This window comes from Streptomyces spinoverrucosus, assembly GCF_015712165.1.
Lineage (GTDB): Bacteria > Actinomycetota > Actinomycetes > Streptomycetales > Streptomycetaceae > Streptomyces > Streptomyces spinoverrucosus_A.
This window is the reverse complement of record NZ_JADPZX010000001.1, coordinates 3,813,926-3,826,549: the sequence shown is the minus strand read 5'-3', so window position 1 is coordinate 3,826,549 and position 12,624 is coordinate 3,813,926. Positions and strand designations below refer to the sequence as shown.

General features: G+C 70.6%; 13 protein-coding genes. 8 read left to right on the top strand and 5 right to left on the bottom strand.

Translation table 11 applies throughout. The annotated features are described in order from the left end of the window. Positions 1-17: 17 nt before the first annotated feature. Positions 18-944, bottom strand: a complete 927-nt coding sequence (locus I2W78_RS17165) for a metallophosphoesterase (RefSeq protein ID WP_196460928.1) — start codon at positions 942-944, stop codon at positions 18-20. A 94-nt stretch (positions 945-1,038) separates the two neighbouring features. On the opposite strand from I2W78_RS17165, the gene I2W78_RS17160 reads away from it, so the two are divergent. After that, positions 1,039-1,503 carry a GatB/YqeY domain-containing protein gene (locus I2W78_RS17160; RefSeq protein WP_196460926.1) on the top strand — a complete coding sequence of 155 codons (465 nt, stop codon included), beginning with the start codon at positions 1,039-1,041 and terminating at the stop codon, positions 1,501-1,503. A 129-nt stretch (positions 1,504-1,632) separates the two neighbouring features. Here I2W78_RS17160 and I2W78_RS17155 read toward each other — a convergent pair whose 3' ends face one another. Then, positions 1,633-3,924, bottom strand: coding sequence for a transglycosylase domain-containing protein (locus I2W78_RS17155; protein WP_196460924.1), 2,292 nt, complete (start codon positions 3,922-3,924; stop codon positions 1,633-1,635). Between the two features lie 418 nt (positions 3,925-4,342). Here I2W78_RS17155 and wblA point away from each other — a divergent pair, with 418 nt between their 5' ends. Continuing rightward, positions 4,343-4,681, top strand: coding sequence for a transcriptional regulator WblA (wblA, locus tag I2W78_RS17150; protein ID WP_196460922.1), 339 nt, complete (start codon positions 4,343-4,345; stop codon positions 4,679-4,681). 54 nt (positions 4,682-4,735) lie between these two features. On the opposite strand, the gene I2W78_RS17145 is transcribed toward wblA, so the two are convergent. Together I2W78_RS17145 and I2W78_RS17140 are read right to left on the bottom strand one after the other, a co-directional pair. Continuing rightward, on the bottom strand, positions 4,736-6,124 hold the full coding sequence (locus tag I2W78_RS17145; protein ID WP_196460920.1) for an ArsA family ATPase: 1,389 nt from the start codon (positions 6,122-6,124) through the stop codon (positions 4,736-4,738). After that, positions 6,121-7,098, bottom strand: a complete 978-nt coding sequence (locus I2W78_RS17140; RefSeq protein WP_196460918.1) for an ArsA family ATPase — start codon at positions 7,096-7,098, stop codon at positions 6,121-6,123. The genes I2W78_RS17145 and I2W78_RS17140 overlap by 4 nt, the downstream gene beginning before the upstream one ends. A gap of 141 nt (positions 7,099-7,239) precedes the next feature. On the opposite strand from I2W78_RS17140, the gene I2W78_RS17135 reads away from it, so the two are divergent. The 5 genes from I2W78_RS17135 to I2W78_RS17115 all read left to right on the top strand — a co-directional run bounded on the left by I2W78_RS17135 (position 7,240) and on the right by I2W78_RS17115 (position 10,203). Beyond that, complete coding sequence (locus I2W78_RS17135) at positions 7,240-7,401, top strand: DUF4177 domain-containing protein (protein ID WP_003975360.1); 162 nt, start codon at positions 7,240-7,242, stop codon at positions 7,399-7,401. Continuing rightward, positions 7,398-7,865 (top strand): RidA family protein, encoded by a 468-nt coding sequence (locus I2W78_RS17130; RefSeq protein ID WP_196460916.1) that lies wholly within the window; start codon positions 7,398-7,400, stop codon positions 7,863-7,865. The genes I2W78_RS17135 and I2W78_RS17130 overlap by 4 nt, the downstream gene beginning before the upstream one ends. Positions 7,866-7,933: 68 nt before the next feature. Then, positions 7,934-8,803: an NUDIX hydrolase gene (locus I2W78_RS17125; protein ID WP_196460914.1), complete on the top strand. Its 870-nt coding sequence runs from the start codon at positions 7,934-7,936 to the stop codon at positions 8,801-8,803. Beyond that, on the top strand, positions 8,800-9,630 hold the full coding sequence (locus I2W78_RS17120) for an MBL fold metallo-hydrolase (RefSeq protein ID WP_196460912.1): 831 nt from the start codon (positions 8,800-8,802) through the stop codon (positions 9,628-9,630). Before I2W78_RS17125 ends, I2W78_RS17120 begins: the two co-directional genes overlap by 4 nt. A 93-nt stretch (positions 9,631-9,723) precedes the next feature. Further along, on the top strand, positions 9,724-10,203 hold the full coding sequence (locus I2W78_RS17115) for an SRPBCC family protein (RefSeq protein ID WP_196460911.1): 480 nt from the start codon (positions 9,724-9,726) through the stop codon (positions 10,201-10,203). 105 nt (positions 10,204-10,308) lie between these two features. Here I2W78_RS17115 and I2W78_RS17110 read toward each other — a convergent pair whose 3' ends face one another. Continuing rightward, complete coding sequence (locus I2W78_RS17110) at positions 10,309-10,983, bottom strand: Crp/Fnr family transcriptional regulator (RefSeq protein WP_020129286.1); 675 nt, start codon at positions 10,981-10,983, stop codon at positions 10,309-10,311. 337 nt (positions 10,984-11,320) lie between these two features. Here I2W78_RS17110 and nth point away from each other — a divergent pair, with 337 nt between their 5' ends. After that, on the top strand, positions 11,321-12,559 hold the full coding sequence (gene nth, locus I2W78_RS40490; RefSeq protein ID WP_196460909.1) for an endonuclease III: 1,239 nt from the start codon (positions 11,321-11,323) through the stop codon (positions 12,557-12,559). Positions 12,560-12,624: the final 65 nt, after the last annotated feature.

Below are 12,624 nucleotides of genomic sequence, written 5' to 3'. Positions count from 1 at the left end.
CCCTCAGGCCCTACTTCCTACTCCCGCCCCACCAACGTCATCAACGTAGCCTCCGGCGGACAAGCGAACCGCACCGGCGTGTACCGGTTCGTCCCGCACCCCGCCGACACGTGCATGTACGCCGTACGGCCCTCGGAGGTGTGCGTCGACAGGCCCTTCACCCGCTCCGTGTCCAGGTCGCAGTTGGTGACGAGGGCGCCGTAGAAGGGGACGCAGAGCTGGCCGCCGTGGGTGTGGCCGGCCAGGATCAGGGGGTAGCCGTCGGCCGTGAAGGCGTCCAGGCTGCGCAGGTACGGGGCGTGCACCACGCCCATCGAGAAGTCCGCCGACGCCGACGGACCGCCGGCCACCTGCGCGTACCGGTCCCGCTTGATGTGCGGGTCGTCCACGCCGGTCATCTCGACCGCCACGCCGTCGATCTTCAGCATCCCGCGCGTGTTCGTGAGGTTCAGCCAGCCCGCCGCGTCGAAACCGTCCCGCAGGTCCTCCCACGGGTTGTGGACGACGCCGACCGCGGGCGCGTTGCCGTTCAGGCCGTGGCGGCCCTGGGCCTTCTCGAGCAGGTAGCGGGCGGGGTTGCGCAGCTTGGGGCCGTAGTAGTCGTTGGAGCCGAAGACGTACGCGCCCGGGAACTCCATCAGGGGGCCCAGCGCGTCCAGCACCTCCGGCACGCCCTCCGGGTCGGAGAGGTTGTCGCCGGTGTTGATGACGAAGTCGGGGCGCAGGCCGGCCAGCGAGCGCAGCCAGCGCTGCTTCTTGCGTTGGCCGCCGACCATGTGGATGTCGGAGACGTGCAGCACGCGCAGCGGGCGCATGCCCGCGGGCAGGACGGGGACGGTCACCCGTCGCAGGCGGAAGGAACGGGCCTCGAACCCGGCCGAGTAGAGGAGACCGGCGGCCGCGACCGCCGTGATGCCGAGGGGTACTCCGTATCGCGCGCGCATACGCCCATCGTGTCAGACAGTGTCACGCACCCGCGTCCGGCCGCCCCTTAAATCAACGGGCGTCCGGCCGTGCACACCTGCGACAATCGACCCCATGACCACGCTCAAGTCGAAGCTGCAGGAAGACCTCAACGCCGCGATCAAGGAGCGCGACGAGCTCCGCTCCTCGACGCTCCGGCTGACGCTCGCCGCGATCACCAAGGAGGAGGTCGCGGGCAAGGAGAAGCGCGAGCTCTCCGACGAGGAGGTCACGAAGGTGATCACCCGTGAGGCGAAGAAGCGCCGCGAGGCCGCGGACGCCTTCGCGCAGGGTGGTCGCGCCGAGTCGGCCGAGCGGGAGAAGGCGGAGGGCGAGGTGCTCGCCGCGTACCTGCCCAAGCAGCTGTCCGACGAGGAGCTGAACGCGATCGTCGCCCAGGCCGTCGAGGAGGCGAAGGCGGCCGGCGCGGAGGGGCCGCGGGCCATGGGTGCGGTCATGAAGATCGTGAACCCGAAGGTCGCGGGCCAGGCGGAGGGCGGCCGTGTCGCAGCGGCGGTGAAGAAGCTCCTCGCGAGCTGAGACCGCAGCCGGCGGTCACCGCGACAGCGGCTGTACGACGACGGGGGCGCCCCTCCTCAAGAAAGGGCGCCCCCATTGGCGTACCGAAAGAAGGGCGCCCCCGTCGGCGTTCCGACTAGTACTGGCCGCTCACGGCCAGTTCCCCCCATTCCCGTTCCCGTTGTTCCCTCCGTTGTCGCCGCCCCGGATCCATCCCTCGGGGATGGAGAACGACGGCTCCGGGAACGTCCCCCCGTCCGTGCCCCCGTTGGTCAGCCCCTCGATCAGGCCGCCGTCGTTGTCGCCGTTGCCGTTGTCGTTGTCGCCGCCGTCGCCACGGTCACCGTCCCGGCGGTCGCGGTCGTCGGCGTCCGGGATGTCGACGATGTTGAAGGACCCCGCCTCCTTGCCCGCGAGGGCGCCGGTCATGGCGTCGCGCCAGATCGGGCCGGGGACGCGGCCGCCGTAGACCTTGTCGTGCGGGACGCCACCGATGGTGATGTTCTCCATCTGGACCTGCTGGGTGGCGCTGCCGACCCAGACCGCGCCGGCCAGGTTGGGCGTGTAGCCCACGAACCAGGCGTTCTTGCGCTCGTCCGTCGTACCCGTCTTGCCGGCGCTGTCGCGGTCGGAGAGGCCCGCCTCCTGGCCCGTACCGGAGTCGACCACACCGCGCAGCAGGGTGTTGATGGTGTCGGCCGTCCGCTCGGACATGGCCCGCGAGCAGGTCGACTTCGGCACCTGCAGCGACTTCTCCTCGTTGCCGATCTTCTGCTTGATCGACTCGATGGCGATCGGCGTGCAGTACATACCGCGCGAGGCGAAGGCGGCGTACGCGGTCGCCATGGTCAGCGGGGAGATGCCCTTGGAACCGAGCGAGATGGCGGGCACCTCGGGGAGCTTGTCGCCGTTGCCCTGCACGACGTGCAGCTTGTCGGTCATCTTCATGACCGGGCAGAGGCCGATGTCCGAGATCATCTGGACGAAGTAGGTGTTGACCGACTTCGCCATCGCCTCCTCCAGCCGGTACGGCCCGACCTCCGACTCGTCCTCGTTCTCGACGGTCGCCTTCTTCGGGCCGCCGTTCACCCACGGCTTGCCGGAGCACGTCTGGACCGGGCTCGGGTAGTCCATCTCGTACGGCGACGAGTACTCCTGCGTGGCCGGCCGCCCCTCCTCCAGCGCGGCCGCCGCGACGAACGGCTTGAACGTCGAACCCGTCGGGAAGCCGTAGTTGGAGCCGCCCCAGGCGGAGTCGACCGAGTAGTTGTACTCGGTCTCGTTCTTGCCGTAGCCGTACGGTTTCGACTGGCCCATGCCGAGGATCTTGCCGGTGCCGGGCTCGACCAGGGTGGTCGCCGCGGCGACCTGGTCGTCCTTGTAGACGTGATCCTTGAGCGAGTCCTGGACCGACTCCTGGGCCTGCGGGTCGAGGGTGGTCTGGATGGTCAGGCCGCCCTGGTTCCAGATCTTCGCCCGCTCCTCCTTGGTCTCGCCGAAGACCGGGTCGTTGAGGAAGACCTTCTCGACGTACTTGCAGAAGAAACTGGCGCCCTTGACGGCGGTGATGCATCCGTTCTGCGGCCGGCTGACCTTCAGCTCCAGCGGCTCCCGCATGGCCTTGTCGGCGTCCGCCTGGGAGATGTCACCGACGTCGGCCATGCGCTGCAGGACGGTGTTGCGCCGCTTGGTGGCCTCCGCCTCGTCGTTGACCGGGTCGTAGCGGCTGGGCGACTGGACGATGCCCGCGAGGAGCGCCGCCTCCGGGAGGCTGAGGTCCTTGGCCGACTTGGAGAAGTAGCGCTGGGAGGCGGCCTCGACGCCGTACGCCTGCTGGCCGAAGAAGGTGATGTTCAGGTAGTTCTCGAGGATCTTCTTCTTGCCGAGCTCCTCCTCGACCTGGATCGCGTACTTCAGTTCGCGGATCTTGCGGCCGAGGGTCTGCTGGGTGGCCTGCGCGACCTTCGTCGGGTCGTCGCCGGCTTCCTCCACGAAGACGTTCTTCACGTACTGCTGGGTGAGCGTGGACGCGCCCTCGGCGACGCCGCCGCTCTGCGCGTTGCGGTTCAGGGCGCGCAGGACACCCTTGAGGTCGACCGCGCCGTGCTGGTAGAAGCGCGAGTCCTCGATCGCGACGATCGCCTTCTGCATGTACGGCGAGATGTCCTTGAGGTCGACCACCGTGCGGTCGCGGGAGTAGACCGTCGCGATGTGGTCGCCGCGGGAGTCGAGGATGGTGGTCCGCTGACTGAGTGGCGGGGTCTTCATGTTGGCGGGGAGCTCGTCGAAGCTCTCCACCGAGCCCTTCGCCGCGAGGCCCAGCGCGCCGGCGGCGGGCAGCGCGATGCCGGCCATGACGGCTCCCGCGAGCACACTGACACCGAGGAACTTGGCGGCCTGCTGCGTTGGCGACAGACCACCGCCCGAGCGCTTCTTTGGCATGAGGGCAGCCTACGTTCTCATTCGCCGGACACGCGTATATGCCTTGGCCTAAGCTGCTCTCAACTGTCACAGCAGTAGGGCCACGTATCAATACGTCCGGCGACCCCGAATCGTTCCGGATCCCCTCGGCCTTTTTTGCCGAGGCGTGTTGGGTACGTGTCCGAATCCGCCTTGTGTGTCACCGGGCGTCCGTTGTGGCGCAACTGAAACGTCCCGCATCGCCGGGAATGTCGCGCATGTCGCGGGCTCACTCCCCCGGGTGATCTGCCGCTTACGCATAGTCCGTTCGGGCCATTCAAGATTGGGCCCGCTGGGGGTGTTGCACTGTGCCCACCTTCCGTAACGTCCTCAACTGGCGGCGGTGAATATGCCGCTGCCGCCGTGGGGGAGCCTCGATTCGGGAGAGGACGGCGCCGGTATGGGCTGGGTAACCGACTGGAGTGCGCAGGCGGCCTGCCGCACTACCGATCCGGATGAACTGTTCGTTCAGGGAGCAGCGCAGAACAGGGCCAAGGCGGTGTGCACCGGATGTCCGGTACGCACGGAATGCCTGGCCGATGCGCTGGACAACCGCGTCGAGTTCGGCGTGTGGGGAGGAATGACCGAGCGGGAGCGCCGCGCACTGCTGCGCAGGCGCCCGACCGTCACCTCCTGGCGCCGGCTGCTGGAGACCGCGCGGACGGAGTACGAGCGGGGCGCCGGCCTGGTGCCCCTCGACGACGACGAGGTGTACGAGAACTTCGCGGCGGTGAGCTGAAGGCTGCGGGCGTCCCCTCAGGGGGCCCGCCCTCAGGTGCCCTTCAGCCCTCCTTCACGCGTCGTCGACGGACAGCTCCGGCCGGTGGGCCGCGAGCCGGTCCCCGATGTCCCGCAGCCCCGCGAGGTCGTGCACATCGCCGGGCAGCGCGCCCACTTCCACCACTGCCACCTCGGGGTGCAGTGCGGTGAAGCGGTCTCGCGTGCGCTGCTCGCGGAAGAGCAGTCGCATACGTTCCGCGTGCAGCCTCAGCAGGCCCGCGGTGAGCTGGTCGGTGGTGCGCTGCGAGGTGTCCTCCGGGTCCTGCTCCGGTGCCGTGGGGGTCGGCGTGCCGTTGACGTCCGTGGCGGTGGGGGAGCCCTCGTCAGGAGTCGGCGTTTCGTCGGGAGCCGGTGCCTCGGAAGCGGGTGAATCTGAATCGCCGTACGTGTCGGGAGAGTTACGAAGTCCAGCTTTCCCGCCCCCCTGATCCACAATGCGGGGCTCCTCAAGATTTTCCGCGGCGGCGAGCGCCCGCTCGGCCGACAGCCGGTCGGCGCCGCTGCCGTGGACACGGTTGAGCACCAGCCCGGCCAGCGGCATGTCCTCGGCGGCCAGCCGCTCCACGAAGTACGCGGCCTCGCGCAGCGCGTCCCGCTCCGGGGCCGCCACCACCAGGAACGCCGTCCCGGGCGCCTGGAGCAGCTTGTACGTGGCGTCCGCGCGCGTGCGGAACCCGCCGAACGTGGTGTCCATCGCGGCCACGAACGTCTGGACGTCCTTCAGCAGCTGACCGCCGAGCAGCTTGCCGAGCGTGCCCGTCATCATCGACATCCCGACGTTCAGGAACTTCATCCCCGCCCGGCCGCCCAGCTTCGCCGGGGCCGTCAGCAGCCGGATCAGCCGCCCGTCCAGGAACGACCCGAGCCGCTTGGGCGCGTCCAGGAAGTCCAGCGCGGAGCGTGAGGGCGGCGTGTCGACGACGATCAGGTCCCACTCGTCCCGGGCCCGCAGCTGGCCCAGCTTCTCCATCGCCATGTACTCCTGCGTACCCGCGAAGCCCGCCGAGAGCGACTGGTAGAAGGGGTTCGACAGGATCGCGGCCGCCCGCTGCGGATCCGCGTGCGCCTCGACGATCTCGTCGAAGGTGCGCTTCATGTCGAGCATCATGGCGTGCAGTTCGCCGTCGCCCTCGACGCCCTTCACCCGGCGCGGGGTGTTGTCCAGCGAGTCGATGCCCATGGACTGCGCCAGACGGCGCGCCGGGTCGATGGTGAGCACGACGACCTTGCGGCCGCGCTCGGCGGCCCTGAGCCCCAGCGCCGCGGCCGTGGTGGTCTTGCCGACCCCGCCCGAGCCGCAGCACACCACGATGCGGGTCTTCGGGTCGTCCAGCAGCGGGTCGACGTCGAGCACGCGCGCGGGAGAGAGGCGGTGGTGTGCCTGCGTGGGGTCCGGACTCATGAGATGCCCTGCTTCCGCAGCTCGGTGGCCAGTTCGTACAGGCCCGCCAGGTCCATGCCCTCGGCGAGCAGCGGCAGTTCGTGCAGCGGCAGGCCCAGCTCGGCGAGGACGGCCCGCTGTTCGTGCTCCAGCAGATACCGCTCGGCGTACTCCTCGGCCTGCGCCAGCAGCGGGTCCACCAGCTTCTCGGCGTTCTGCCCGCGCCGCGCCCCGCCGAGCCCGGCGGCCGACAGCGACCGGGCGAGGTCGGTGCGCGGCACGGTCCGTACGAGTTCCAGATCGGCCGCGTCCAGCACCTCGGGCCGCACCATGTTCACGATCACCCGACCGACCGGCAGCTTCGCCGACCGCAGCTCGGCGATGCCGTCCGCGGTCTCCTGGACGGGCATCTCCTCCAGGAGGGCCACCAGGTGGACGGCCGTCTCCCGGGACTTCAGCACCCGCATCACGGCCTGCGCCTGATTGTGTATCGGGCCGATCTTCGCGAGCCCGGCGACCTCGTCGTTGACGTTCAGAAAGCGCGTGATCCGGCCCGTGGGCGGGGCGTCCATGATGACGTAGTCGTACACGAACCGCCCGGACCTGTCCTTGCGCCGGACCGCCTCGCACGCCTTGCCGGTCAGCAGTACGTCCCGCAGGCCGGGCGCGATGGTGGTGGCGAAGTCGATCGCGCCGAGCTTCTTCAGGGCCCGTCCGGCGCTCCCCAGCTTGTAGAACATCTGGAGGTAGTCCAAGAGGGCCAGTTCGGGATCGATGGCGAGGGCGAACACCTCTCCGCCGCCGGGGGCGACGGCGATCTTCCGTTCCTCATAGGGCAGCGCCTCCGTTTCGAAGAGCTGTGCGATGCCCTGGCGGCCCTCGACCTCGACGAGAAGCGTCCGCTTCCCTTCCGTGGCGAGAGCCAACGCGAGGGCCGCGGCGACCGTCGTCTTACCGGTCCCGCCCTTGCCGCTGACGACCTGGAGCCTGCTCACGTCTTCGAGCGTAACCAGTTCGCGCGGGAACCAATCGGCCCCCTGTGGATAACCCGACCCCCGGTCGGCTCGGCGCCCTGTGGACAACTGTCACTCCGGTCGGCCGCGATGACCGCCCCCGCCAGCGGATACAGTCGGCCCATGACCAAGTGGGAATACGCAACCGTGCCGCTGCTCGTCCACGCCACGAAGCAGATTCTGGACACCTGGGGCGAGGACGGCTGGGAGCTCGTCCAGGTCGTGCCCGGGCCGAACAACCCCGAGCAGCTGGTGGCCTACCTGAAGCGCGAGAAGCAGGCGTGAGCGCGGTCGAGGCGAAGCTCGCCGAGCTGGGCCTGACGCTGCCCGAGGTCGTCCCGCCGCTGGCCGCCTACCAACCGGCCGTGCAGAGCGGGCCCTACGTCTACACCGCCGGCCAGCTCCCGATGGTGGAGGGCAAGCTTCCGGTCACCGGCAAGGTCGGCGGGGAGGTCACCGCGGAGGAGGCCAAGGACCTCGCCCGCATCTGCGCCCTGAACGCGCTGGCGGCCGTCAAGTCCGTCGTCGGCGACCTGGACCGCATCGCGCGCGTGGTGAAGGTCGTCGGCTTCGTCGCCTCGGCCGCGGACTTCACCGGCCAGCCCGGCGTCGTCAACGGCGCGAGCGAGCTGCTCGGCGAGGTCCTCGGCGACAAGGGCGTGCACGCGCGCAGCGCGGTGGGCGTGGCGGTGCTGCCGCTGGACGCGCCGGTGGAGGTCGAGATCCAGGTGGAGCTCACCCAGCCGTAGGGCACGTCGGCGGCCGAGGTGATCACTGCCTCTCGAACATCCGCTCACCACGGGATAGCCTCGCGCCCATGGCGAACGGTCAGTGGTACCCACCGGAGTGGCCGGACCGGATCCGCGCGCTGGCGGCGGGCTCGCTCACGCCGGTGACCCCCAAGCGCGCGGCCACGGTCATGCTGCTCAAGGACACCGGCACCGGCCCCGCCGTCCACATGCTGCGCCGCCGCGCCTCCATGGCCTTCGCGGCGGGCGCCTACGCGTACCCGGGCGGCGGCGTCGACCCGCGCGACGACGACCGTCACGTCGGCTGGGCGGGCCCCACGCGCGCGTGGTGGGCGGACCGGCTCGGCGTCGACGTCACGGCCGCCCAGGCGATCGTCTGCGCGGCCGTACGGGAGACGTACGAGGAGGCGGGCGTCCTCCTGGCAGGCCCGGCCCCCGACTCGGTCGTCGGCGACACGACCGGGCCGGACTGGGAGGCCGACCGCGCCGCCCTGGTCGCGCGCGACCTGTCCTTCGCGGAGTTCCTGGACCGCCGCGGTCTGCTGCTGCGCTCCGACCTGCTGGGCGCCTGGACGCGCTGGATCACCCCCGAGTTCGAGGCCCGCCGCTACGACACCTGGTTCTTCGTCGCCGCGCTCCCCGAGGGCCAGCGCACCCGCAACGCCTCCACGGAGGCGGACCGCACGGTGTGGATCCGGCCGGCGGAGGCGGCGGCCTCGTACGACAAGGGCGAGCTGCTGATGATGCCGCCCACGATCGCGACGCTGCGGCAGCTGACGGCGTACGAGACGGCCGCGGCGGCGCTCGCGGCGGCCCCGGGCCGCGACCTGACGCCCGTCCTGGCACAGGCCCGTCTGGAGGGCGAGGAGATCGTGCTCTCCTGGCCGGGCCACGACGAGTTCACCAAGCACATCCCGACCGGTGGAGCCCCCGCATGACGGACGCAAGCGCCCTGCCCGGCCAGCCCCGGGGCGGGGTCCTCACCGGACCCGCCACCCCGCGCGCGGTCAACGTCCTCGCGCCCAACCCCTCCGCGATGACGCTGGACGGCACGAACACCTGGATCCTGTCCGAGCCCGACTCCCCGGTGGCCGTCGTGGTCGACCCGGGCCCGCTGGACGAGGGGCATCTCGGCAACGTCGTCGACACCGCCGAGCAGGCCGGCAAGCGCGTCGCCCTGACGCTGCTCACCCACGGCCACCCGGACCACGCCGCCGGCGCCGCCCGCTTCGCGGAGCTGACCGGCACCAAGGTGCGGGCGCTGGACCCGGCGCTGCGGCTGGGCGACGAAGGGCTGGCCGCCGGGGACGTGGTCCGGGTCGGCGGCCTGGAGCTGAGGGTCGTACCGACGCCCGGCCACACCGCGGACTCGCTCAGCTTCCATCTCCCGGCCGACCGGGCGGTGCTGACGGGCGACACCGTGCTGGGACGCGGTACGACGGTCGTGGCGCACCCCGACGGCCGTCTGGGCGACTATCTGGACTCCTTGCGGCGCCTGAGGTCCCTCACGGTCGACGACGGCGTCCACACCGTCCTCCCGGGCCACGGGCCCGTTCTGGAGGACGCCCAGGGCGCCGTGGAGTACTACCTCGCCCACCGCGCCCACCGCCTCGCCCAGGTCGAGACAGCGGTCGAGGACGGCTACCGGACGCCGTCCCAGATCGTCGCCCATGTGTACGCCGACGTGGACCGCTCCCTGTGGCCGGCGGCGGAGCTGTCGGTACGGGCCCAGCTGGACTACCTGGAGGAGCACGGGCTCATCTAGTACCCCTCGGTGGTCGGGCCGAGGTGCGTCCCTGCCGCGACACGCTCACCCTTGAGGACATGTCCCGCGTCCTCCGGAAGGAGCGTGGTCGGCGTGGCCCGGAACCGCCGTCTGATCCTCACCTCGCCCCCCGAGGTCTGGAGCCTGCTCTCCGACGGCCGTCGCTACGGGGAGTGGGTGACAGGAACCCAGCGGGTCCTCGCCGCGGACCCGCACTGGCCGGAAGTGGGTGCCCGCCTCAAGGTCCGGGTCGGCGCCGGCCCGCTCACCCTCGACGACACCTGCGTCGTCCGCATCTGCGAACCCGAACACCGCCTCGAACTGGAGGCGCAGGCAGCCCCCTTCGGCGCGGCCCGCATCGCCATGACTCTGCTTCCCTGGGGCGAGAACACCCTCTTCACCCTCGACTGGCACGCCTTGAGGGGCCCCGGCATCCGGATGCACGGACTGCCCGTGGACTACGTCGTCAAGGTCCGCAACGGCATGATGCTGACGAAGCTGGCCCGCATCGCGGTACGCGAACGAGGAAATGCCCCTGGGCGGCGTCCGTTCAGCCGGGCGTCGGCGCCTTGAGACCGTGCACGCGCGCGTACTCCCCGGGCGTCTCGGCGCCGGTCCCTGTCCCTCGGCCCGTCCGGCGTTCGAGGGCGAGGCCGTTCGGGCACCCCGGACCCGGCGTCAGCGCGACCGCTTCGCGAGGCGCTCCACGTCCAGGAGGATCACCGCGCGTGCCTCCAGCCGCAGCCAGCCGCGCTGGGCGAAGTCGGCCAGCGCCTTGTTGACCGTCTCGCGGGACGCGCCGACCAGCTGGGCCAGCTCCTCCTGGGTGAGGTCGTGGACGACGTGGATGCCTTCCTCGGACTGCACGCCGAACCGGCGGGACAGGTCCAGCAGGGCGCGCGCGACACGGCCGGGGACGTCCGAGAAGACGAGGTCGGACATCGCGTCGTTGGTCTTGCGCAGTCGGCGCGCGACGGCGCGCAGGAGCGCCGTGGCCACCTCGGGGCGGGCGTTCAGCCAGGGCTGGAGGTCGCCGTGGCCGAGGCCGAGCAGCTTCACCTCGGTCAGTGCCGTGGCGGTCGCCGTGCGCGGGCCCGGGTCGAACAGCGACAGCTCGCCGATGAGCTCGCTGGGGCCGACCACGGCCAGCATGTTCTCGCGGCCGTCGGGGGACGTGCGGTGGAGCTTGACCTTGCCCTCGGTGACCACGTAGAGCCGGTCGCCGGGGTCGCCCTCGTGGAAGAGGGAGTCACCGCGCGCGAGGGTCACCTCACTCATGGAGGCGCGCAGCTCCGCGGCCTGCTCGTCGTCGAGCGCCGCGAAGAGCGGATTGCGCCGCAGAACGTCGTCCACGAGTTCTCTCCTTGTCGACCTGCTCAGGGGATCTTGTTCCCCCGGTGTACCAAGGCACCCTGGTGCCCATTTTGCCGGACGGTCCAAACAGTGTGATCTGTCACAAGGATGCCGCACCGCCGTGCCGTGGTAAGCGGCAGGGGTCCAATTGGGCGCTGATCTTCGGGGTCCGGGGCGGATGTCGGTGCCGGGGCTTAGGCTGGCCGGGTGTCCAAAATGCCAGTGAGAGCACAGGCCTAGGGGGGCTGCGCGGGTGGTTGTACGTCGAGATTCCGCTGTGGGCGAACAGGATTCCGACGGCGGAGAGAAAGCGACAAAAGCGACTGAACGGGCGCCAGTGAAGAAGGCTGCCGCCAAGACCGCCACCGCGAAAGAGGCCGTTCCGGCCAAGAGTGCCGCCACCAAGAAAGCCGCTCCTGCGAAGTCGGCGGCGGCCAAGAAGACCGCTGGGAAGAAGGCGCCCACCGGCAAGGCCCCCGCCAAGAAGAGTGCCGGGAAGACGGCTCCCGCCGGCAACGCCCCGGCCAGAAAGGCCGCTGGGGCGAAAGCGCCCACCGGTAAGGCCCCCGCCAAGAAGAGTGCCGGGAAGACGGCTCCCGCCGGCAACGCCCCGGCCAAGAAGACCGCTGGCGCGAAAGCTCCCGCCAACAAGACCCCCGCCAAGAAGGCCACCGCCAGGAGTGCCGGCCCCGTCAAGAAGGCCACCGTCGCCCGTAAGAAGCCCACGGTCGCGCCCAAGAAGGCCTCCGCCCCCGTGAAGAAGGCCGCGCCCGCGAAGACGGTCACCCCGCAGCCGCCGAGCGACGAGTCCCGCACCGCCCTGGTCCGCCGGGCCCGCCGGATCAACCGCGAACTCGCCGAGGTCTATCCGTACGCCCACCCGGAGCTCGACTTCGACAACCCCTTCCAGCTCCTGGTCGCCACGGTCCTGTCCGCCCAGACCACCGACCTGCGCGTCAACCAGACGACCCCGGCCCTGTTCGCCAAGTACCCGACCCCTGAGGACCTGGCCGCCGCCAACCCCGAGGAGGTCGAGGAGATCCTGCGGCCGTGCGGCTTCTTCCGGGCCAAGACCAAGTCGGTGATAGGGCTGTCCAAAGCCCTCACGGAGGACTTCGGCGGCGAGGTCCCTGGCCGGCTGGAGGACCTCGTCAAGCTGCCCGGCGTAGGCCGCAAGACCGCCTTCGTCGTGCTCGGCAACGCCTTCGGGCGGCCCGGCATCACCGTCGACACGCACTTCCAGCGACTCGTCCGGCGCTGGCGGTGGACCGACGAGACCGACCCCGACAAGATCGAGGCCGCCGTCGGCGCGCTCTTCCCCAAGAGTGACTGGACGGACCTCTCGCACCACGTGATCTGGCACGGCCGCCGCATCTGCCACGCCCGCAAGCCCGCCTGCGGCGCCTGCCCCATCGCCCCGCTCTGCCCGGCGTACGGCGAGGGCGAGACGGACGCGGAGAAGGCGAGGAAGCTGCTCAAGTACGAGAAGGGCGGCTTCCCCGGCCAACGTCTGAAGCCCCCGCAGGCGTACTTGGACGCGGGCGGCAGGCCGGCCCCGCCCCTGGGGGCCGGATGACGGGAGCAACGACGCGTTCGCCCCGCTCGGAACGATCTCGGTGCCGTCCCGCGTTGGACGCTTCA

Bases quoted from the DNA above. Each gene is read 5' to 3' on its own strand.
- I2W78_RS17165 (WP_196460928.1), bottom strand. From the start codon at position 944: ATGCGCGCGCGATACGGAGTACCCCTCGGCATCACGGCGGTCGCGGCC.
- I2W78_RS17160 (WP_196460926.1), top strand. From the start codon at position 1,039: ATGACCACGCTCAAGTCGAAGCTGCAGGAAGACCTCAACGCCGCGATC.
- I2W78_RS17155 (WP_196460924.1), bottom strand. From the start codon at position 3,924: ATGCCAAAGAAGCGCTCGGGCGGTGGTCTGTCGCCAACGCAGCAGGCC.
- wblA (WP_196460922.1), top strand. From the start codon at position 4,343: ATGGGCTGGGTAACCGACTGGAGTGCGCAGGCGGCCTGCCGCACTACC.
- I2W78_RS17145 (WP_196460920.1), bottom strand. From the start codon at position 6,124: ATGAGTCCGGACCCCACGCAGGCACACCACCGCCTCTCTCCCGCGCGC.
- I2W78_RS17135 (WP_003975360.1), top strand. From the start codon at position 7,240: ATGACCAAGTGGGAATACGCAACCGTGCCGCTGCTCGTCCACGCCACG.
- I2W78_RS17125 (WP_196460914.1), top strand. From the start codon at position 7,934: ATGGCGAACGGTCAGTGGTACCCACCGGAGTGGCCGGACCGGATCCGC.
- I2W78_RS17120 (WP_196460912.1), top strand. From the start codon at position 8,800: ATGACGGACGCAAGCGCCCTGCCCGGCCAGCCCCGGGGCGGGGTCCTC.